Here is a 22,235-nt window from a genome sequence, read left to right as displayed (position 1 = left end):
CATGCAGGGGCGGTCCGGTGGTTTACGGGCCGCCCTGCTGCTTTTTGGGAGAGGATTGCTCGATACTTTGAGGGGAGACGTGTGACTGGTTGCGTCCTGATGGCTCCCGTCTTCGTCCTTAGAGTCAAACAAGATCTTCAGGAGAACCCGTTATGCGCACCCGCAGTCTTGCCGCGCTTGGCCTTTGCCTTGCTTTTACCCCGGTTTTTGCCCAGCGCGAGGCGCTGGCGCCGCACTCCGCGTATGAGCCGCCCATGGCCAAGGAGGCAGCCACGTTGACCGCCAGCACCAAGGCAGCCTCGGCCGACTGGCTGACCACCGGTGAAAAGACCGACTGGCGGCAGACCGGCCTCTATGCCGAGACGATTGCCATGTTGCGGAAGTTTGAGAAGAGTTCACCGTATGTGAAGGTGGTGCAGTTTGGCACCACGGCTGAGGGTCGCCCGATGTATGCGGCGATTGTCTCGTCGGACAAGGCGTTTACCCCTGCTGCCGCGGCAAAGACAGGTAAGGCGGTCATCCTGATTCAGAGCGGCATTCACTCCGGTGAGATTGAAGGCAAGGACACCGCGCTGATGCTGGTGCGCGACATGGTAATTACGAAGCGCGAACACCAGGCGGCATGGCTGAAGAAGGCGATCTTTGTGGTGATTCCGGTCTTCAACGTCGATGGCCATGAGTATCGCGGCAGCTTCAACCGTGCGAACCAGAATGGTCCTCAGATTACCGGCACCCGTCCGAATGCGCAGTTGCTGAACCTGAATCGCGATTATGTGAAGGCGGTGACTCCGGAGATGAAGGGATGGCTTTCGCTGTACCACGCATGGATGCCGGACTTCATGTTCGACAACCATGTGACCGATGGTGCGGACTATCAGTACGACGTGACCTGGGATATGGCGCACCACGGTGAAATGGGCGAGCCGACGCGCGACTGGGTAAATAACAGCTATATTCCTGAACTGAACAAGCGCATGGAGGCGGGCGGTCACATGGTGTCGCCGTATGGAGCCCTGCGCCGCTCGCCCGATGGCAAGCGCGACTTCTTTGTGGAAGTCTTCTCTCCGCGTTACTCACACCTGTATGCCGCTGCATTGAATCGTCCGGCGCTGCTGGTGGAGACGCACAGCCTGAAGGATGCGAAGACGCGTGCGTGGGCGGACTTCGACATTATGGTGGATTCGATCGACATTGTGACCGAGAACCCCACGGCGCTCAAGGCATCGATCAAAGCCGCGGATGAGAAGTATGCCGCAATGGCCGGGGACCGCAATGCTCCGCCGGTGTACCTGGCTGGTAAGACGGCGGCGGGGTCGCATCCGCTGGTGTATCACTCGCTGAAGACGGCGACCTTCAACTCGGAGATTACCGGGACACCGGTGATCCGCTACACCGCCGAGAAGGACGACGTGGAAGTTGCCATGCATGACGGCGTGGATACCACGGCCGAGGCACAGGAGCCGCTTGGCTGGCTGATTCCTGCCGCATGGAAGGAGATTGCCGACGAACTGAAGCTGCATGGCGTGGTGATGGAGAAGACGACGAAGGACATGGACCAGGAGTTCGACACCTGGCGCTTCAGCGACGTGAAGTACTCCACCGCGGCGATGGAGGGCGGCATGATGGTGGACTACACCATGAAGCCGGTGAAGGAGAAGGTGCATATCCCGGCGGGCTCATGGTACGTGCCGATGAAGCAGCAGCGGGCGCGTTTGATTATGGCGCTTCTGCATCCTGCAGCGCCGGATGCGCTGGTGCGCATTGGCTTTGCCGGATCCATCTTCCAGACGATGGGACGCATTGGAGCCGCGGCCTACCTGACTGTTCCGATTGCCAACAAGGTGGCTGCCGAAAATCCGCAGATGCTGGCCGAGTTCCAGCAGAAGGTGGCCTCGGATGCTAAGTTCGCGGCAGATTCGCAGGCTCGCCTGGACTGGTGGATCACGCGGTCCAACTACCAGCCGTCTGCGGTCAACCGGTATCCGGTGGTTGAGGTGTGGGAGAAGACCTGGTAACTGGTACGGGCTGCAGCGTGTCTACGAGATGCGTTGCAGCCGATCCACACGCAGCGTGGCGAGTTCATGCAGAATGCTCTCCGCCATCTTGCGCTTGGTGGAGAGCGGTAGTGTTACCTCTCGGTCTGCGAAGAGCATGGTGCCGCCGTTCAGGTCAGCGCCAATGCCGGATTCGGTTCCTGAAACATCGTTCGCGACAATGGCATCGACGTCCTTCTCACGCAGCTTGCGGCGGCCTTCTTCGGAGACGTGCCTGGTTTCCGCAGCGAAGCCGATGATCAGCGTACCTGGAAGACGTAGCCGGGCAGCTTCAGACAGGATGTCGGGCGTGCGTTCGAGTTCCAGCGTCAGGTGCTCGCTGGACTTCTTAATCTTTTGTTCCGAGGGCGTAGCCACGCGGTAGTCCGCGACGGCGGCGGCCATGATGAGTGTTGTGGCCTGCGGCAGATGATGGAGCACGGCCGTACGCATCTGTTCCGCGGATTCCACCTGGATCTGTTTACAACGAAGTGACGAGACGCGGCCCGTTGTGGTGATGAGAGTGACCTCAGCTCCACGTGCGAGGGCTGCCTCTGCCAACGCAATGCCCATCTTGCCGCTGGAGCGATTTCCGAGATAACGCACCGGGTCAACGGCCTCGCGTGTGCCGCCTGCGGTGATGAGAATGCGTTCGCCGGCGAGGTCGCGAATCGGATTGGCTGCGTGCAATATTGCGGAGGCAATTTCGCCGATCTCTGCAAGCCGGCCTTCGCCCACCATGCCGCAGGCCAGCTCGCCGCTGGCAGGTTCCACAAGGTGCACGCCACGGCTGCGCAGTGTTTTGAGATTGGCCTGTGTTGCCGCGTTATGCCACATGTTCACGTTCATGGCGGGAGCGACGACGATGGGAGCCGTGGTGGCCAGCGCGATAGTCGAAAGCAGGTCGTCGGCCATGCCGTGCGCCAGCTTCGCCAGCATGTGAGCGGTTGCGGGAGCAATGACCAGCACGTCCGCCCACTGTGCGATGTCGATGTGTTCGATGCCGAAGGGCTGTGGCATTTCTGCCGAAGCGCTGTCGCTGACGGCGGGATTCCATAACGAGGTCAGCACCTGGCGTCCGCTGAGCGCGGCGAAGGTGAGCGGCGTAATGAACTTCTCCGCTCCTTGCGTGAGGACGACCTGCACCTCCGCTCCCTGCCGCTGTAGCTCGCGCAGCAGCTCGGCAGCTTTGTAGGCGGCAATGCCGCCGCAGACTCCAAGAAGGACCTTCATGGCTGCACCTCGCGTGCGGGAAGAAGCAGGTTGTCGATCAGCCGCGTCGTGCCGACCCATGCAGCGACGGCGAGCAGTGTTTCGCGCGACAGGTCATCGGCATCGAGCAGTGTTTCAGGGTCGACAACGGCAGCGTAGTCCACGCGCACGCCGTCGGTGGAGGTGAGCGTGTGCAGCATTGCTTCGCGCAACGTCGCGGGTGTTGCCGCAGCCTGTTGTGCGAGCGTCTTTGCAGTCTGTAGCGTACGTGACAATGCAAGCGCCTGTACGCGCTCTTCGTTGCTGAGGTAGCGGTTGCGCGAGCTCATGGCCAAGCCGTCGGCCTCACGCACGGTAGGGCAGACGACCATCTCCAGCGGAAAGTTCAGGTCGCGCACCATGCGGCGAAGCACGGCGACCTGCGCGGCGTCTTTCTGTCCGAAGAAGGCGAGGTCGGGCTGCGTGATGTGCAAGAGCTTGCTGACGACGGTGGCTACGCCGCGGAAGTGTCCGGGGCGCGAAGCTCCGTCGAGACGGTTGCCAAGCTCAGGCACATCGACCAGCGTCTGCGCTCCCTGCGGATACATCTCCTCCGCGCTCGGGGCGAAGAGATAGTCGACGCCTTCCTGCATCAGCAATTCGGTATCGCGTTCGAAGGTGCGGGGGTATTTGGCGAGATCTTCGTTCGGGCCGAACTGCAGCGGGTTGACGAAGATGGTGGCAATGACATGGCTGCAATGGGCGCGTGCCGTGCGGACGAGAGAAAGATGGCCTTCGTGCAGAGCGCCCATGGTGGGCACCAGGCCAATGGTCGTGGACGAGGTCTTTGCGGCGCGCACGATGGCCTGCATCTCGCGGATGGTGGGAATGGTCTGCATGTTTTAGTCGCTACAGGTTGCGAGCTCGGGCTCGGCTGGTTCTGGCAGATGGACGTTGGCGGGCAGGTGATAGCTCTCGGCGTCCGACGGAAAGCTGCGGTCGCTGACGGCGTGGCGATATTCCTCAAGCGCCTGCCGCATGAGCGCCGCAGCGTCTGCAAAGGGACGGACGAACTTTGCCGGCGTGCGGAAGCTCATGTTGAACAGGTCGTGCCAGACGAGGATCTGCCCATCGCATTCAGGGCCGGCGCCGATGCCGATGGTGGGTACGCGGACCTCGCGTGTGATGCGGCGGGCGAGCTCTCGCGGAATGCCTTCGAGGACGATCGCGATGGCTCCGGCGGCTTCCAGTGCGAGGGCATCTTCAATCAGCGCGGCTGCTGCGGTGTCGCTACGTCCCTGCACGCGGTAGCCCCCCATGCGATTGATGGCCTGCGGTGTAAGGCCAATATGTGCGACAACGGGAATCTCGGCTGCGGTAAGCGCCTGCACCCGGCTGGCCATGGAGGCTCCGCCTTCCAGCTTGACGGCGTTGGCGCCGGCTTCTTTCACCATCCGCAGACTGTTGCGCACGGTGTCTTCCACACTGACCTGGTAGCTGCCGTAGGGCAGGTCAACCACCAGAAGGGCACGCTGCGTGGCGCGGCGCACGGCGCGGGCATGGTGCAGCATCTCCTCCATGGTCACGGAGAGCGTGTCCTCGTGTCCAAGCACGGCCATGGCCAGCGAGTCGCCTACAAGCAGCAGGTCGATACCGGCTTCGTCGGCAAGACGGGCCGTGGGATAGTCGTAGGCTGTGAGTGCGGTGATAGGCGCCTGCGCGCGCTTTTGCGCCAGCAGGCTCGTGGGCGTAACGGCTGTGGCCGCGCCCAAAGGACGCGCGACGGCATCCCGGAATCCGGTCAGACTCATATTCTCTCCAGTGCTACTCCCCCATCGATTCCAGGGGATGCAACCCGAATGTCTTCAGTATAGTCCTCCAGGAAATACAGGAGATGAAACGTTTCGTTTCCGGCTGCTATGCTGGTTCGCATCATGCAACGCCGCGATCTTTTAAAGCTCTCTCCGCTTGCCCTTGCCGGAGCTGTCGGCCATGTGTCGATGGCGGAAGCCCAAACCGAAACACAGAATGCCCCGGCCATTTATAACGTGCGCAGCTTCGGCGCCACCGGCGATGGCAAGACGGTGGATACACCAGCCATCAATCGCGCTATTGAAGAAGTGGCGAAGGCGGGCGGCGGAACGCTGGTCTTTCCGGCAGGCACGTACCTGTGCTTCACCATCCGGCTGAAGTCAAAGGTGGATCTGTACCTGTCGCAAGGCTGCACGATTCAGGCGGCAGATTCGCCGAAGGTGGGCGAGACGACGGGCTACATGGGCGGTGTGTATGACGCGGCTGGACCGGCGGAACCCTGGTCGCCCTACCAGGACTTTGGACACGGGCATTGGAAGAACTCGTTGTTCTATGCGGAGAACGAACATGACTTTGCGGTAACCGGGCCGGGGCTGATCTTTGGCAAGGGGCTCTCGCATGGCATTGCACGCGAGGTCCGCGGCGGCTATACGCCCTTCCGCGCTGAGCAGGAGGGCGTGGGCAACAAGACGTTTGGCCTGCGCAACTGCCGCAACGTTCTGTTGCGTGACTTCAAACTGCTGAAAGGCGGCCACTTTGCGGTGCTGGCTACAGGCGTGGATAATCTGACGCTCGATAACCTGCTGGTGGACACCGATCGTGATGGTTTTGACATTGACTGCTGCCGCAACGTGCGCGTGTCGAACTGCACGGTGAACTCGCCGTGGGACGATGCCATCTGTCCGAAGTCGAGTTATGCGCTGGGTTATGCGCGCCCAACGGACAATGTGACCATCGCTAACAACTATGTGACCGGATGCTATGTTCTGGGCAGCGTGATTGACGGCACGTGGAAGCGCTACTCCGACAGCGTGACCGACACGAATGTGACGCAGCAGGGCCGTATCAAGTGCGGAACCGAGTCGAACGGCGGCTTCCGCAACCTTACCATCACGGGCAATGTGATCGAGGGCTGCAAAGGCATCTCGCTTGAGACCAGCGACGGAGCGTTTCTTGAGGACGTGGCCATTACCGGCAACACAATGCGCGATATTGTGGACGCTCCCCTGTTTTTGCGGCTGAATCGCCGCAACCGCGGGCCGAAGGAGACGATGCGCAAGGGCACACTGCGGCGGATAGTAATTTCAAATCTTGTCAGCTACAACTCGGCGGCGGCAACGTCTTCCATCTTCTCCGGTGTGCCGGACAACATGATTGAAGATGTGAAGATCTCGAACTGCTACTTCGCGCACGAGGGACTGCCGAAGCGTATGCGTGTCCACTGGGGCGAAAAGTATGAGCCCATGCCGGACTGGCGCACCATCAAGGTTCCGGAGAAGGAAGATGCGTATCCGGAGCTGCTGCAGTTTGGCCCTACGCCCTCTCACGGGTTCTTCATCCGCCATCTGAAAAACCTGGAGATGTCGCATGTTGAGATTGCTCCGCAGACGGCGGACCCGCGTCCGGCCTTCTGGCTGGAAGATGTGAACCGCGCGGACTTTTTTGCCGTTACCGCGCCGCAACAGAGCAACTTTGCACTGCACAACGTTACGGACTTCCGTTTGCTGTGGTCACGTGCTGCGAAAGATACCACCCTGCCCCGGGCAGACAACCAGGTGATTTAGCTCCACATACAATCAAAGGCTGTGGCGAACGAAGAAGTCATCCGGCTGGCGCACTTTGAGTGGAAAGAAGCTGAGCCCCTGCATGCATTGATCTGCCTGCCTGCCATGCTGCTGGTGATGGCGGCAGGTATTCTGCTGGACCAGCCAAGCTGGGCGGCGATGGCCGTTGGCGGGGCCATGTGCGTGGGCTTCGGATCGTTTCAGGCGCCGATCTTTTATCGCTATGGACCGATGCTGGCCGCTGCGGTGGGGATCACTATCTCCACCTTTCTTGGGGCATTCTTCGCCGTGAATACCGCGGCGCTGACGTTGGTGTGCGTGGTGTGGGCATTCCTCTATGGCTTGACGCAGTCGCAGGGAACGGCGGCGTCGTGGGTGGGCGCGCAGTGCTGCGTGTATCTCATTATTTCGTCCGCGGCGCCGGATACCCATGGCCGCCTGCTGGGGACCTTTCCCCAGGCAGCGCTGCGTGGCGTGGCTACGCTGATGGGCGCCATTCTGCAGTTTGTCGCGATCCTCTTCTTCTGGCGATTTGTGCCGCGCATTCGCGCCAACCTGACAGACCCGCACTTCGATCCGGCGAAGTTCCGCACGCGGTATCTTCTGGAGCAGTTGACGCCGACCAGCGTTCACTTTCACTTTGCCGTGCGACTGGCGGTGACGGCCTGCATCACCATGCTGCTCTACCGGGTGTGGTGGCCGTTCGCCAATGGATATTGGATCGCGATGACGGCGGTACTGGTCATCAAACCGGAGTTCTACCTCACCACGGAGCGCACCATCCTGCGGCTGTTGGGAACCTATCTCGGCGCGGGCGTGGCCACGGTCATTGCCACCCTGTTGCGGCCCAACCCATGGATATTGGCTGCCCTGGTGCTCGCCTACCTGTGGGCCTGCTATGTGTTCATGAATGTGAACTACGGTATCTTCTCGGTAGCTATTACGGGCTACATTGCATTCATCCTGGCCTTCAATCACTTGCCGGAGCAGGCCGTTCTGCTGAACCGTATCCTGGCAACCACGGTCGGCGGTGCGGTCGCGCTTGCCATCCACGCGGTCTTCCACGTCTTTCGCAAGCGCTGGCCGCTGCCATTATGAAGCTGGTTGGATACTTGAATATTGCGGGATCAGCTTTTGAGCGACCCATCCCCTTGACCCATTGGGGCTGTGTGTGCGCCTTCTGTAAAGCGGTCTTTTAGCTTGAGCAGCGGTCTCTCAAATCCGAGGTAACTGATGGTGGCGATGCATAGGGTACCGGTAAACGCGGTAAGCATCGTCATGGAATAGCTGTAGGACGGAAACAGGCGGTGGGCAAAATCAGCAAAAAAATCATGCAGCAGGTCGTGGTAGATGTAGAAGCCGTAGCTGATGATCCCGAGCGCACGCAGAGGTTTCCAGCTTAAGACCTTACCGAGAAGGCTCCCTGAGTGAATGCACTCAAGAATCAGTCCGGCTGCAAGAAGATCGATGAAGCTATACCCAAAGATGCTGACCCAATCCGTGGCTGAACCGTTGTAAGGTTTCCCCATTACTTTTACCGCGACCCAGGAAAGGCCAGTGATGAGTCCTGCCGAAAGAAAAAGGAGAGGCCGCCGGACTCTGTCAACGAGGTTTTTCTCTTTACCGCGAAGTGCTAAAGCGATCAGCCCGCCAAGCAGAAGTGCATCCAGACGAGTCAGTAGTCCCCGATAGAGAATCTCCATCTGCAGCAAGTCGGGAGGCAGGAGCCAGGTAAGCAGACTACGGAAGATCGGGCTTAGCAGAAGGACTGCCAGGCAGACTTTCATTAAGGTCTCTCTGCGTCGAATCCGGAACACGACGAATGGCCAGATGAGATAAAACTGTTCCTCGACACATAGCGACCAGAAGTGACCGATGTAGAGATGTGCGTTGTAACCAAGCCACGCATTTGCCGACGGTCCGAAGGCGAGCTTATCGAAGCGGTAAGGATCTCCTGGTGTGTGCAGAAAGAGAAACCGCGCATAATTTCCCAGGTACGACGGCCAGAGCGCCCAGCGCCAGTTCCATTGGCAGTGGACCAGTGGCGTAAGCAGCAGAACGGCGCACCAGATCAAGTAATAGAGCGGGAAAATTCGAAGTGTTCTGCGGATGTAGAAGTTACGGTAACGATGTTCCTTGTGCCGGCTGTCAAACAAAATACCGGTGATAAGGAAACCGGAGAGGACGAAGAAAATATCCACTCCAGTCCACCCCCAGCCGAAAAGATAATTTCGTCCCGCCCCGTAATGCTGGAAGAAGACAAGGATGACGGCGATCGCCCGTAATCCATCCAAGGCCACGTAGTACGGAGATCTTGTTTTCACTACCTCAGCAGTCTGAGAACTCATCCGTGGAGCTTTGTCCTTTCCGCCGTTTACAGCGCAGACATCACCTGGCACGTATATACAAAAGGATCCAGTCGCTAACGGTTGAAACACTAAAGTTCGAAATCGTGTTGCAACTACATGCCCCCCTGTCCAATGTCAGAGAGCTTGCCTTCGTTCGATTCATCCAGATACGCGGTCATCGCAGGTGCGAGCTTGCCCTGGGCTTCCAGGATGAACTCGATGGCGTCGCGGCCGGCGCCGTAGCCGGGGAGGCAGGGCGTGGTCCAGTGGGCCATCTGCTTGACCTGTGGGCGCGCATTGGCCACGGCGATGGCCAGGCCGACGTGGTTCATCACGGGCAGGTCAATGATGTCGTCGCCGACGTAGGCTACTTCGTCGAGCGTGATGCCTTCCTTGGCGCAGATCTCCTGCACGGCGCGCATCTTGTAGTGCTGGCCCTGGTAGACGTAGTCCAGCTTCAGGTCGCGCATGCGCACGGCTACGGTGTCAGACTGGCGCTTAGTGACGATGGCCAGCTTCAGTCCGGCGGTGCGGGCAATGGCCATGCCAAGGCCGTCATGCGCGGCAAAGCCCTTGGTCTCCACGGCGATGGGTTGGCCATTGGCATCCTTACCGGTGGGGATGAACCAGAGGGTGCCGTCGGTGAGAACTCCGTCGACGTCGAAGACAAGAAGCTTAATGCGGGAGGCGCGTTCGGTAGCATTCATCCTCTTTAGAATAACGGGCTTGTCTCTGGAGGCGAACAAACCGCGAAGAACAGGGGTAGAATGACGCATGGCCACCGCGACCCTGATGCCCGAGGATACCTTCACTGACCCGGCGATGGAGTGGGCGCATCCAGTGGTGCGCGAGTGGTTCCTGCGCAAGTTTGGATCACCCACCGAACCGCAGATCGCCGGCTGGCCGCAGATTGCGAAGGGCGGGCCGGTGTTGATCTCCGCACCGACCGGTTCGGGTAAGACGCTGTCGGCCTTCCTGGTCTGTATTGATGCGCTGCTGCGGCAGGCGATCGAGGGCCGGTTGGAGCCATACACGCAGGTGGTGTACGTTTCGCCGTTGAAGGCGCTGTCGAACGATGTGCAGAAGAACCTGGACGGCCCGCTGCGCGAGATTCAGGCTCTGGCGCTAGAGCGCGGTTATCTGTGCCCGGAGATCCGGACCGGTGTGCGTACCGGTGACACGCTGCAGAAGGACCGTGCGGCAATGCTGAAGCGCCCTCCGCATATTCTGGTCACCACGCCGGAGAGCTTGTACATGATGCTGACCGCATCGAAGGCGCGCGAAAACCTGCGCCGCGTGCGCACGGTGATTGTGGATGAAATTCATGCCGTCGCTGATGACAAGCGCGGGGCGCATCTTGCCCTGACGCTGGAGCGCCTCGACGCTCTGGTGCGCGGCGAGAACAAGCTGTGTGCAGGCGGCATGCTGACGGGGTTGGCCGAAGCTCCGCAGCGCATTGGCCTGAGCGCAACGCAGAACCCGATTGAGCTGGTAGGGAATTTTCTTGCGGGCGAAGCGGGCAAAACGACCATTGTGCAGGTAGGTCAACGCAGGCAGCTCGATCTTGCCATCGAGGTGCCGAGCGAGGAGCTGGGCTCGGTCACGTCGAACCGCATGTGGGACGAGATCTACGACAAGCTGGCTGCATTTACGGATTCGCATCGCTCGACGCTGGTTTTTGTGAACACGCGGCGGCTGGTGGAGAGGCTTGCCTTCAATCTTGCCGAGCGGCTGGGCGCGGAGCATGTTGCGGCGCATCACGGCTCACTCTCGCGGGCGCTGCGTCTCGATGCCGAACAGAAGTTGAAGGCGGGTGAGATCAAGATCCTGATCGCTACCGCATCGCTGGAGCTTGGTATCGACATTGGCGATGTGGATCTGGTGTGCCAGATTGCCACCACGCGCGCCGTAGCCGTAGCGATGCAGCGCGTAGGCCGCGCGGGACACTGGCGAGGAGCTATTCCCAAGGGCCGCTTCTTCGCCACCACGCGCGATGACCTGATGGAGCAGGCCGCCCTGATCCGCGCAATGCGTGCGGGCGATCTGGACAAACTGGAGATTCCTCCTGCGCCGCGCGATGTACTGATGCAGCAGATTGTTGCCGCCGTGGGCGCGGAGCCGTGGCGTGAGGACGACCTGTTCGCCGTCTTCAAGCGCGCGTGGCCGTATCGCGATCTCTCTCGCGAGACCTTTGACGAATTAGTGGCGCTATTGCACCAGGGAATCGAGTCCTCGCGCGGACGCTATGGCGCGTACCTGATGCGCGATGGCGTCCGCGGTGAGTTGCATGCCCGCCGTGGCGCGCGGATGACGGCCATCGGCAATGGAGGAGCGATTCCCGATGTGGCGAGTTATGCGGTCATGCTGCAGCCGGAGAATGTGCAGATTGCGACGCTGGACGAACACTTCGCGGTGGACTCCGGCCCGGGCGACGTGGTGCTGCTGGGCAATACCAGCTGGCGCGTGCTGCGCGTGGAGGCGGAGGGTCGCGTTCTGGTGGAGGACGCGCAGGGCGCTCCGCCCACAATGCCTTTCTGGGAGGGTGAAGCTCCGCAGCGCACCGAGGTGCTGAGCGAGGGCGTTGGCCGCCTGCGCGAGGAGATTGCCGATCGCGTTCCGGATGTGTTGCCGGGTCCGTCGCTGATGACCCATGTGCAGGCCATGGATGCAGCCGCGTGGCTTGCGGAAGAGTGTGGCGTTTGCGAGAGCGGAGCGCGGCAACTGGTGACCTACATGGTGGAGGGCAAGGCCGTGCTGGGCGCTGTGCCCACGCGGCAAACCATCATCGCTGAGCGCTTTTTTGATGAAGGCGGCGGGATGCAGTTGATTCTGCATGCTCCGTTTGGCGGCCGCGTGAACAAAGCGTGGGGACTGGCTCTGCGGAAGCGTTTCTGCCGTGGCTTCAACTTTGAGCTGCAGGCTGCGGCGACCGACAATGGCATCAACATCTGCCTGGCGGAGCAGCACAGCTTTCCGCTTGCCGATGTCTTCCACTTTCTGACGGTCGAAACTGCGAAGGAACTGCTGGAGCAGGCGTCGCTGGCGTCGCCTATTTTCAAAGCGCGCTGGCGCTGGGCCGCAGGCCGCTCGTTGCAACTGCTGCGGTTTGTGAAGGGCAAGCGTGTGGCTCCGCAGATTCAGCGCACGCGTTCGGAAGACCTGCTGGCCAGCGTCTTTCCGCAGGCGGCGGCGTGCTTTGAAAACATTGAAGGCGACATCCAGATTCCGGATCATCCCCTGGTAGGCGAGGTGATGCAGGATGTGCTGCACGAGGCGATGGACCTGGATGGCTTGATCGATGTGCTGCGCGGCATTGCCGACGGTACGATTCAATGCCTTGCTGTGGATACGCCGGCGCCGTCGCAGTTCGCGCATGAGCTGATCAATGCCATGCCGTATGCCTTCCTTGATGAAGCTGGCCTGGAAGAGCGCCGCGCGCGTGCGGTTTCGCTGCGTCGCGGCATTCCGGACGCTGTGCTGGCGGAGGAAGGTAAGCTCGATCCACTGGCGATTGCCGAGGTGCGCAAGGAGTGCTGGCCCGATGTGCGCGATGCGCATGAGTTGCACGATCTTTTGTTCCAGCTGGTTGCGTTGCCGGTGGAGAGGATGCTCCAGTGGGATGCGCGGCACTGGCCTGCATTCTTTGAGTCGCTGGCCGTGCAGGAGCGGGTAAAGCAGCTTCGGCTTGCGGGACGTGAGTGCTGGGTGGCAGCGGAGCGCTTGCCGTTGGTGGAAGCTCTGTGGGGTGACGGAACAACAAACAAGGAACAGGCAGCAGCAAGTAAAGAAGAGGCGTTGAAGCCACTGCTTCAAGGCTGGATGCAGCTCCTCGGCCCCGCCACTTCACGCAGCATCGCAGAAACCTTCGGCCTCGATGCAAACGACATCTTCACGCAGATGGTCCTGATGGAATCGCAGGGCGTGATTCTGCGCGGTGTCTTTGAAGGCGGACGCGCAGCGCAGAGCGACACAGAGATCGAGTGGTGCGAGCGCCGTCTGCTGCAGCGCATTCACCGCCGCACCGTGGGATCGCTGCGGCGCGCAATCGAACCGGTTTCGCAGGCCGTCTACATGCGCTGGCTGCTGGAGTGGCAGCATCTTGCGGGCACAAAGCTGACGGGCGAAGAGGGGTTGCTGACGGCTCTGGAACAACTGGAAGGCTTTGAGGCTCCCGCCATCGAGTGGGAGCGCGCTATTCTTCCATCGCGCCTCGCGAACTACGATCCGCGCTGGCTCGATCATCTGTGCCTGTCCGGCGTTATCGGCTGGGGCCGCGTCTCGCCGCATCCGGCATGGGGCGATGGTTCGGCGCCCCGCCGTGTCATCCCAACCAATATGGCACCCATCACGTTCTATCTACGTGAGACCGCCGACTGGCTGGGCTGGGCGCTCGAACAGAAGCAGGTGGATGAGACGAAGCTTGCCGTTGCGCTGAGCGATGAAGCCAACCGCGTGCGTAACCTGTTGCGTGAGCGTGGCGCCTGCTTTGCCGCCGACATCCAGCGCGTGCTTCTGCTCAGCAAACAGCAGACGCAGATGGTCCTGTGGGAGCTGGCCACGGCAGGCCTTGCTTCTGCGGATGGATGGGACCAGTTGCGCGTGATGATGGACCCGAAGAAGAAGCCCGCGGTGATGGATGCGGGACGCCGCGGTGTCCGTTCGCACGCCGGCCGGTGGAGCCTGCTGACCGAAGATGCACCGATGGTTCCGGAGACGGCCATCGAACGCGCGCGGCGCATTGACGCAGCGCATGAATCCGCCGCGCGCATGCTGCTGAACCGTTATGGTGTGCTCTTCCGCGAGCTGCTGGCGCGGGAGAGCAATGCGCCCAGGTGGCGCGACCTTGTCGGCATGCTGCGGCGGATGGAAGCTCGGGGTGAGATTCGCGGCGGACGGTTTGTGATTGGTGTGGGCGGGGAGCAGTTCGCGCTGGCGGAAGCGGTCGACTCTCTGCGGCAGATGAAGAGCCGCGCGATGGATGATCGTGAGATCGTTGTCGCTGCTGCGGATCCAATGAATCTCGTGGGGGTGGTCATGCCGGGGGAGCGGATCGCAGCCATGCCGCGCAACGTGGTGCGCTATCGCAATGGGATTTGCGAGAACACGCGGGAGCCTGACCCGCAACCCGCAATGCCAGCACAGCAAGCGCCGATCCAGAATGTGGGGTTGTTCTAACGTGATGGATGAAAAAGAGCCACTTCCGGCAGAAAATCTTCAGTCAGGCGATACCTACTTTGAGGATGGCCTGATGGTCTTTACGGCACAGTACCTGCTGCGCCGTGGCTACTGTTGTAACAACGGCTGCAGGCACTGCCCGTATAAAGATTAGTTGGCCGGCAGAGGTGGCGGAGTCGCCGCATCAGCGGTCGAAACTGGTTCAGGAGTGGCAATCGCGGCCAGGAAAGCGCGTGTATCGCGCACCAGAAGAGCCAGTTGCGGTTCCTGCAGATACTTCCGGAAGACCTCATCGGTCTGTACGGCGGTGCTTACATCCAGACCGTTTTCGGCTGCCTTGGCCAGGTAGCGGTACATGGTCGGCTTATCGCCGTTGCGCGCATAGACGCGCGCCAGCTCAAAGCAGAAACGCGCGCGGTCAGCGGCGGAGATAACATGCGTCGCCACGCCGCCCGATCCGCGATGTTCGTACATGTGGGGATCGAGCTTCAGAGCAATCTGAAACTCCTTTTGTGCCGACTCCATGTCTTTGCGGCTGAAGTAAGAGGCGGCAAGGTTGGCATGAAAGACGGCCGACTTCTTGTCGAGCTTGATGGCCTTTTTGTATTCACCGATCGAGCTTCCGAAGCTCTGGTCCAGATAGTCCACTGTGCCCAGGTTGTTCCATGCCTCGGCGTACTTCTTGTTGATTTTGGTGGCCAGTACGAAGCTCTGGCGGGCTCCGCGGTTGTCATTGATCTCCAGTTGCACCAGGCCGATCTTGTTCAACAGCCGCGCCCGGTCGCCGCCACGCTGCAGAGAGTAGCGGTAGTAGTCCATGGCATCCAGGGGATAGCGGCGAGCGCGCAGGATGTCGGCGGAAAGCTCCAGCTTCTCGTTGGTGGAGGACTTCGGGTCCGGCAGATGCATGGAAATCTGGCGCCATTCATCGGTCTCATGCTGCCGCACGTCGGTGGCGACACGACCGGTGGTTAACTGGGCGGTGGCCACGCAGGGGGTGGCGAGGCACAGCGTCAAAAGTAGGGAAACAGAGTGTACGCGCATGGGCGCACCTCCTTCGGTGTGGCTGCGATTATTGCGCGTGAAGATGGGCGCGTCAATCACGGAAATGAAAATCTTTACCGGCGCCTTCCCGCTACTCTCCCGGATCAGAAAGCACGGCCAACGCGGCGCGCAGAGCTTTGGGAGACGCAAGCTTTTTTTCTATTTCCTCATGGTGCCGGGTCCAGATCGGCAATGCCTTCTGCAGTGCGGCATGGCCTTCGGCGGTCAGCGTCAGCAGGCGCGACCGGCGGTCGCTGGGGTTGGTCGCAGAGCTGACCAGGCCGCGCCGCTCCAGGGGCTTCAGCGCGGCCGTCAACGTGGTGCGATCCATGGCCAGAAGCTCGGCGACGGAGGCCATTGAAGCGGGTTTGGGCCGGTTCAGCGACATCAGCAGGGAGAACTGGCCATTGGTCAGCCCGGCGGGCTTGAGTGCGATATCGAACCGTCGAGCCAGGGCGCGGGCGGCGCGCTGGACGTGCAGGCACAGGCAGGTGTCGCGGACGTGAATCGTCGTTTGGAAGGGAACCGGAGCAGATGTGGAGGTTGACACTGTCTCTATTATGTTGATATCAACATATCGCAGTCAAGAAGGAGCTCGACCATGAGTTTTCCGAAGCGGCACGACGAGTATGAAGACAAACCGAAGGCAGCCGCCTGCTGCCATGGAGCATAACGACGATGAAGCTGAATGCGTATCTGAACTTTGGCGGTAACTGTGGTGAGGCGTTTGCCTACTATGAGAAGCACCTTGGCGCGAAGATTCTCTTCAAGATGACCTTTGACCAGTCGCCGGAGCCAGTCAACATTCCTGTCGACCCGAAGGGTGTGATGTATGCGAACCTGGCGATTGCGGGCACGCAGATCATGGGCAGCGATGTGCCGAACTATGAGCCGGTGCGCAGCTCGTACCTGAGCTATGCGGTCGACACCAAGGAACAGTTCGACCAGGTGTGGAAGGCACTGACCGACGGCGGCGAGATCCTGATGCCGGCCAGCGAGACCTTTTACGCACATGACTTCGGCATGGTGCGCGACCGCTTCAAGGTGCTGTGGATGGTGATTCGCGAAAAGCCGATGCAGTAAGGAGCAAACGGAGGGAGCATCCACGATGGCCTTTAGGCCCCGTTTCCCTCCGGAATAACAAGCTGGTTATTGCCCTGGCTTTGCCGTAGATGTTGCCGGCGCTGCAGCCGGAGCCGCGGCGGGTGGAGCGGTGATCATCATGGCCGTGCGGGGGAAGGTGAAGGTTCCGCCCGCGTCGTCAATCACATTGATCTGGCAGATGTAGCTGCCCGGGGCAAGCTGGCTGAGAGGCACATCGAACTGGAAGCCGACGGCGTTGCGGTCAGGAATATTGACGGCGTTGGCTTCCACCAGCGGCGTCTCAAAGACCTTGCTTCCGGCGGCGTTCAGAAACTCAATGGAAGTGAGCACATGGGCCGCGGGATCGGGCCGGCGCTTCATGCCGGGAGAGGGTGCGGGAGCAGTTGCCGGCTGGCTGCCGGCCGGCTTGGCCGGGTCATAGACCTCGTACAGGAAGTAGAGATGCTGGTCCTGGCGGAAGACATGTGGGATGTTCGGCACATACTGCTGGCCATCGCGAACAAGCAGGCTCTGGTTCCGGCGGTCGTTGTTCGGCGTGCGCTGGTTGGCGAGCAGGACCGAGGAGACCTTCAGCGGAACCTTTTTCAGGTCGGGCACGTTGATGTCGGTCTCGAAGGAACCCATGTTGCCGCTCTGGTTTTCGCGCACCACAAACTTCAGGTGATAGCGTCCAGGGGCAAGGCTGAAGCCGGTGGAGTACTGGATGTTCTTGCGCTGCACCTGCTGATTGGCGTCCAGTTGCAGCTTGACGGTCTCGCGTGCGGAGCCGACCACGATCTGCTGCGCGTTCTTCACATTGCCAATGATGTCGATGCTTGCTTTGGACTGGTCCTTTACCTGGGTAAAAGGAATCTGCGATCCGGGCACGATGAGTGAGACCGGAACGAAGAAGCGGTTATCACTCTCGCGGAAGTAGAAGGACTGCAGGTATAGTGCGACATCGACCGCTGGAGCATCCGAGCGCAGCTGGTCGTTGAGCACCATCTCGCGGTCTTCGGTCTTCTGGTGCTGGAAGTCTGCCGGGGCGTAGTAGCCGGGGCGATACTCCAGCTTGATGTCCGGGCGGTTGATCTTCACCTGCAGCTTGCGGAAGCTGCCGTCGCGGCGTTGATCAGTGGAGCGGAAGCCAAGAATGTAATACGCCTCGGTGTCGTGTTGAATCTGCTGGAAAGCCGGGCCGAAGTCGTTGGAGTCAAAGAAGGCTTTGCCGCCGGTGTCGGACGAGAGCGAGGCCAGTGTCTCCTGCGAACTGAAGTTGGCATCAAGGCGCGACTGCATCGCTGCTCCGTTGTAGGCCGAAGTGCCGCGCGTTGATCCGGTGGAGGCATCGCCCACGGGCGGCAGAGCCTGCAGGCCGCGCGTGTCCACCGAGTAGATGCTCATGTTGGCCTTGGTGGCGGCGTTGGTGGCGGCGCGCAGCGAGGCCTGGTTCTCAATGCCGTTGCGCGTCAGTCCGCCGGAGAAGTAGAGCAGCGACTTGCGCTGATCGACCTTTTCAAGCGACTTGCTGATCTGCAGGATGGCGTAGAGCGAGCGGTCGGTGTTCAGGTCGTTGTATTCGGAGTCATCGGCAACGAAGCTGGAGGCGTCATCGGCCGTGCCTTCGCTGTCACCGTTGCCTCCGTTGGCAAAGCCGTTGCCCTCGGTACCGTTGAAGCTGCCCACGGCGTTCAGCAGAGACTGCTTATCCGAGGTGAAGTCATGCACCAGTTGCAGCGAGGTGGAAAGCGAAACGACCGAGACCAGGTCAGCGGGAGCCATCTTTTTATTGATGTAGTCCTTGGCCGAATCGACACCGCGATCAATGTCAGACTGCTGCATCGACGAGAGGTCGAAGAAGAGCACGATCAGGCGATGATCGCGCAGAGACTGCTTGTCTTCTCCGATGGAGCGCTCCAGCATCTTGGCAATACTGGGCGCGGCTCCGGAGACAGTGGACTGCTCCTTCAGTGCTGCCGCAAGGTCAACGTTCTGGAAATCGAAGGTGGAGACCTTCTGCGGCTTGCCGTTTTCAAGAACGGCGAAGTCGCTGGCCTTCAGGTCTTTGACGACGTTGCCCTTCTTGTCCCGTGCGACGACGTTTGTCAGCACGATCTCTGACCGGACGGAGATCGTGAAGACCTGGTTCTGGTTGGAGGGCGCCTGCGCGATTGTGGCCGTGGTGAAGCATGCCGTCAGGGCGAGCGCGATTACCCGCTTTGTAAAGCCAGATTGTGCCTTCAGTGTCATACCCGTCTCTATGCCTTTCCCATCATCCAGCTATCACGCGATCTAACTAGAACCGGTATCGTGCCATGAAGGTGATGCGCCGCATGTTTGCCGCGCCTGTGACCTGGCCAAAGGTGGGTGAGTTGACCGTGGTGTTGATGCCCGAGTACTGCAGGGTATTGAAGACGTTGGTTGCCGAGAAGCGTGTCTCGAGTCCGCGCGTTTCGCCAAAGCTGAAGTTGCGTGCCAGCGCCATGTCATTGCTGACGGTGCCCGGGCCGCGGATGGAGTTGCGCGAGGAGTTGCCAAAGTGCGTCGGGTTCGACTCGCGGAAGAACGCTTCGGTGTTGAACCACTTTGACAGCGTGCCGGGTCCGGCAGTGGACTGCGAGAAGTCACGGTCCGGGCGCAGCGTGTAGTTGCCGCCGGTGGAAGTCTGCGCGGTGGTGCCGGAGTACTGCGGCGTGTAGTACGTTCCGGTGGCAAAGGTAAAGTTGCCGGAGACGTTCCAGTTATTCAGAATGTGCGACCACACACCGCCGTTGGCCAGGAAGGCGCGATTAGGACCGAAGGGGAACTCAAAGACATAGTTGCCGGTGACCTTGTGGCGAACGTCGAAGCTGGAGTTGCCTTCTTCCAGGTCAAGCCGCTGATCGTTCTGCGCGATGGTAGCGGAGCCGCCTCCGATGGAGCTGGCGTTGTCGATCGAGTGACCGTACTGGTAGGTCGCACCCAGGCTGATGCCCTTCTGCATGCGCTTGCGCGCATTTACGGTGAGGGCGTTGAAGCGGGAATAGCCGGAGGAGTCTTCGTAGGTGAAAGCCTGCGCTCCGCTGGTGGTCAGCCCGGTGGCCGTGCGGTTAGGAGCGCGGCGCATATCCAGGTCGCCCGCGGTGGTGCCGTTGTAGCCCACGTTCAGCACAATGCCCATGCCGAAGGTGTGCTGGATGTCCAGGTTCCAGATGTTGACGCGCGCCAGCCTGTAATCGCGGTTCACGGCGAAGTTGTTCTGCACAACGGCGGTGGAGCAGTTGAAGGCGTTGGCCAGTTGCAGCACGCCGCAACCCTGCTGGTTGGCTACGTTGGTCTGCGTAATGGCGAAGGGTTGCTGGTTCGACAGCGAGTTGGCGAAGCTGCCGTACTGGGTCGTGTTGTAGTTCATGCCGTAGCCCGCGCGGACGACGGTCTGCTTCACGAACTTGGGACGCCATGCCAGGCCGAAACGCGGAGCGAACATGCCGCGATAGGGATTGACCAGAGAACGTGGAAAGTTGCCGGTGTAGGGGCCTGAGGCTCCGGGCAGAACCACGGAGACCTGACTGAAGTCAGCATTATGGTCCAGGTTCACCAGGTGGTTGTTCTTCTCCACGTAGGGCGCGAAGTACTCATAGCGGATGCCGTAGTTCAGCGTCAGGCCGCTGGCCAGGCGATAGTCATCCTGTACGTAGCCGTCGTAGACCCACTCGCGGAGGTAGTTCTTGTAGAGGCCGGCCTGGATCTTCGACTGCTGCGGCAGCCCCAGCAGCAGGTCGGCAAAGCCCGCGCCGCCGGTGGTGGTTCCGGGAGCCTGGGTCGCATAGCCGCTGAAGGTGAACGAACCAACAGTATTGTTGCCGCCGATGGAGTCGGCATGAACGCGGCGGATATCGAAGCCGAAACGGAAGTTGTGCTTGCCGTGGTTCCAGCCCACAAAGTCAGAGAAGGAGAAGGTCTGGTTGACTTTGTCTGAGGGCGAGGTGCTGCTGAAGCCGGTGAAGTTGGTGATGGAGAGCGAGGGCAGGCCGTAGTACAGCGGGTTGGACTGGATGGCAGAGGTCCCCACCTGAATGCCCGCCGCCAGCGCGGGGTTTGACTGGTTGGTGTACAGGTTCGCGGTAAAGGCATGGCTGCGGTTCCAGGTCAGCGTGGCGTTGTTGTTCAGCCTGCCCTTGCCGATGGTGTAGCCAAGCGTCAGACCATAGCCGGTAGAGGTGCCGGAGGTATTCAAAGCAGAGAAGATGTTGGGCGTCGTCGAGTCGGAGTTCGAGTAGTTGAAGCCGACATTGATGTTCTGCCGCAGCGCCTGCTGCTGTTGCCGGCGGCTGGCTGCGGTGCCGGCCTGTTGCCGTCCGCCCGCTCCGCCGAAGCGTCCGCCAAAGGGACCGCTGGCCTGGCCGAAGTTCCGCACGAAGCGCGTGTTCAGGGTCCACTGGTTCTGTTCCGAGGTGGCGATAGTCTGATAGTTGAAGCCGCGGGAGTTGGTGGTGGCCAGGTTCGGCGCCGGGTAGTAATTCAGCAGCGCCGCTGCCTGCGAGGTAATGCGGTTGCCGCAGATGACATTCGCCTGTCCATTGCAGGTGAACTGCGATCCGGTCTGCGGGTCATAGATCGGTACGACGGCCGTCGCTCCGCTGGGCATATAGCCAGAGAAGTCGCCTGTCCGCTGGGCCATCGTCGGAACCGTGCCGTACAGGTTCTGCGGTGTCGTGTTCCGTGTGCCCTGGGCGTTCAGGAAGAAGAACTGCTTGGTGCTTGGTTTGAACAAGCCCGGAATATAAGGCGACCCGGTAAGCGAAAGGCCAAACGCGTTATTGGAATAGGAGGGTTTGACCGCATTGCCGGTCAGCGAGAAGCTGGTGGCATCCAGAGCACCGTTTCCGCCGCGGTAATACAGGGAACCGTGCAGCTGGGTGGGATTCATATTACGGAAGCCGCCGCGTCCACCGCCCCCGGCGATCATCATGCCACCGCCTCCGCCGGGGCCTCCGCCACCGGGCCCACCGAAGCCACCACCACCGCCTGGACCGCCGCCGGCCATCATGCCACCAATCATGCTGACCACGGCATTGATCTGATCTCCCTGCCCGCCGCCCTGTGTGCGCGCCTGCGCCATGGCGTCTTCAATGCGGTTACGGATCTCGTCTTCGTTGAAGTTCGCCAGTCCGTTTGTCTGGCCCATCTGCCCGGTCACGGCAACCGACTCAGTGGCGGAGCTGTCGCCAAAGCCGGAGATCGTAGGCATAGAGACGCCTGTGTTGGCTGTGCCGGTTGAGGCATCAGCCGTATTGGCATCGCCCATGCCCGCCACGGCCAGCGACTGCAGGCCGTTCTGAACGCGTGCTGCGGTGGCGGTCTGCTGCTGTTCGGCGGCTGCAACACGGCTGGCCAGTTGCAGCCCGAACTCCGCGGTCGCTTCGCGCGGAGAGGTAGCGTTGAACAGCACTTCCTTGGTGTCTGCGGCGAAGGCAGCAAGCTCTGCCTTGATGACGTAGCGACCGTTGCGCGGAATCGCCATCTGGAAAGCGCCCGTAATGTCGGTGCTGGTGGTGTACTTCTTGCCGGTCAGCGTATTGGTGGCGGTAATGGCGACGCCGGGCAGCGGTGTGCTGCCGGTCTTTACCGAGCCGCGGACCGTGCCACCCTGCACCTCGGCGACGGCCGCGGCGGATGGAGCGGGCGCGGCGGGTGTGGCCTCCTGCGCTGTGGCTGAGGTCAGAAGCACCAGCGACACCATGGCGATGCATGCCGTTTGCACGATATCGATCTCCAGAAAAACG

The 22,235-nt window shown here is 60.9% G+C and carries 15 protein-coding genes; 6 read left to right on the top strand and 9 right to left on the bottom strand.

Annotation, left to right across the window (positions count from 1 at the left end):
- The first annotated feature begins 152 nt into the window (after positions 1-152).
- Positions 153-2,015, top strand: coding sequence for a M14 family zinc carboxypeptidase (locus OHL13_RS11805; RefSeq protein WP_263410325.1), 1,863 nt, complete (start codon positions 153-155; stop codon positions 2,013-2,015).
- A 21-nt stretch (positions 2,016-2,036) separates the two neighbouring features.
- Here OHL13_RS11805 and coaBC read toward each other — a convergent pair whose 3' ends face one another.
- Genes coaBC through panB form a run of 3 tightly spaced genes read right to left on the bottom strand, consistent with a single transcriptional unit; the run spans position 2,037 to position 5,035 of the window.
- Positions 2,037-3,266 (bottom strand): bifunctional phosphopantothenoylcysteine decarboxylase/phosphopantothenate--cysteine ligase CoaBC, encoded by a 1,230-nt coding sequence (gene coaBC / locus OHL13_RS11800; RefSeq protein WP_263410324.1) that lies wholly within the window; start codon positions 3,264-3,266, stop codon positions 2,037-2,039.
- Entirely contained in the window at positions 3,263-4,123 is an 861-nt protein-coding gene (gene panC / locus OHL13_RS11795; RefSeq protein ID WP_263410323.1) for a pantoate--beta-alanine ligase, read from the bottom strand. The genes coaBC and panC overlap by 4 nt, the downstream gene beginning before the upstream one ends.
- A gap of 3 nt (positions 4,124-4,126) precedes the next feature.
- Positions 4,127-5,035, bottom strand: a complete 909-nt coding sequence (gene panB / locus OHL13_RS11790; protein WP_263410322.1) for a 3-methyl-2-oxobutanoate hydroxymethyltransferase — start codon at positions 5,033-5,035, stop codon at positions 4,127-4,129.
- Between the two features lie 123 nt (positions 5,036-5,158).
- Between panB and OHL13_RS11785 the strand changes: the two genes are divergently transcribed.
- Positions 5,159-6,820 (top strand): rhamnogalacturonidase, encoded by a 1,662-nt coding sequence (locus OHL13_RS11785; RefSeq protein WP_263410321.1) that lies wholly within the window; start codon positions 5,159-5,161, stop codon positions 6,818-6,820.
- A 21-nt stretch (positions 6,821-6,841) separates the two neighbouring features.
- Positions 6,842-7,918, top strand: coding sequence for an FUSC family protein (locus tag OHL13_RS11780; protein ID WP_263410320.1), 1,077 nt, complete (start codon positions 6,842-6,844; stop codon positions 7,916-7,918).
- 29 nt (positions 7,919-7,947) lie between these two features.
- Here the strand turns inward: OHL13_RS11780 and OHL13_RS11775 are convergent, their stop codons facing one another.
- Both OHL13_RS11775 and OHL13_RS11770 read right to left on the bottom strand, forming a co-directional pair.
- On the bottom strand, positions 7,948-9,168 hold the full coding sequence (locus OHL13_RS11775; RefSeq protein WP_263410319.1) for an acyltransferase family protein: 1,221 nt from the start codon (positions 9,166-9,168) through the stop codon (positions 7,948-7,950).
- A 113-nt stretch (positions 9,169-9,281) separates the two neighbouring features.
- Complete coding sequence (locus tag OHL13_RS11770; protein ID WP_263410318.1) at positions 9,282-9,875, bottom strand: KdsC family phosphatase; 594 nt, start codon at positions 9,873-9,875, stop codon at positions 9,282-9,284.
- Between the two features lie 67 nt (positions 9,876-9,942).
- Here OHL13_RS11770 and OHL13_RS11765 point away from each other — a divergent pair, with 67 nt between their 5' ends.
- Both OHL13_RS11765 and OHL13_RS11760 read left to right on the top strand, forming a co-directional pair.
- Positions 9,943-14,343, top strand: coding sequence for a DEAD/DEAH box helicase (locus tag OHL13_RS11765; RefSeq protein ID WP_263410317.1), 4,401 nt, complete (start codon positions 9,943-9,945; stop codon positions 14,341-14,343).
- Positions 14,344-14,347: 4 nt separating this feature from the next.
- Complete coding sequence (locus OHL13_RS11760) at positions 14,348-14,497, top strand: DUF5522 domain-containing protein (protein WP_263411651.1); 150 nt, start codon at positions 14,348-14,350, stop codon at positions 14,495-14,497.
- Here OHL13_RS11760 and OHL13_RS11755 read toward each other — a convergent pair.
- Positions 14,494-15,387: a tetratricopeptide repeat protein gene (locus tag OHL13_RS11755; protein ID WP_263410316.1), complete on the bottom strand. Its 894-nt coding sequence runs from the start codon at positions 15,385-15,387 to the stop codon at positions 14,494-14,496. The two genes, OHL13_RS11760 and OHL13_RS11755, sit on opposite strands and share 4 nt — an antisense overlap.
- 91 nt (positions 15,388-15,478) lie before the next feature.
- Entirely contained in the window at positions 15,479-15,937 is a 459-nt protein-coding gene (locus OHL13_RS11750; protein WP_263410315.1) for a MarR family winged helix-turn-helix transcriptional regulator, read from the bottom strand.
- Between the two features lie 128 nt (positions 15,938-16,065).
- Between OHL13_RS11750 and OHL13_RS11745 the strand changes: the two genes are divergently transcribed.
- The gene (locus OHL13_RS11745; protein ID WP_263410314.1) at positions 16,066-16,470 is read left to right on the top strand and encodes a VOC family protein; all 405 of its coding nucleotides are present in this window, start codon (positions 16,066-16,068) and stop codon (positions 16,468-16,470) included.
- A 66-nt stretch (positions 16,471-16,536) separates the two neighbouring features.
- Here OHL13_RS11745 and OHL13_RS11740 read toward each other — a convergent pair whose 3' ends face one another.
- Entirely contained in the window at positions 16,537-18,720 is a 2,184-nt protein-coding gene (locus OHL13_RS11740; RefSeq protein ID WP_263410313.1) for a VWA domain-containing protein, read from the bottom strand.
- A 46-nt stretch (positions 18,721-18,766) separates the two neighbouring features.
- Positions 18,767-22,213, bottom strand: coding sequence for a TonB-dependent receptor (locus OHL13_RS11735; RefSeq protein WP_263410312.1), 3,447 nt, complete (start codon positions 22,211-22,213; stop codon positions 18,767-18,769).
- Positions 22,214-22,235 lie beyond the last annotated feature (22 nt).

The organism is Terriglobus tenax (genome assembly GCF_025685395.1).
Taxonomy (GTDB): Bacteria; Acidobacteriota; Terriglobia; order Terriglobales; family Acidobacteriaceae; genus Terriglobus; species Terriglobus tenax.
The sequence above is the reverse complement of the archived record's forward strand: the minus strand, read 5'-3'. Positions and strand labels throughout refer to the sequence as shown.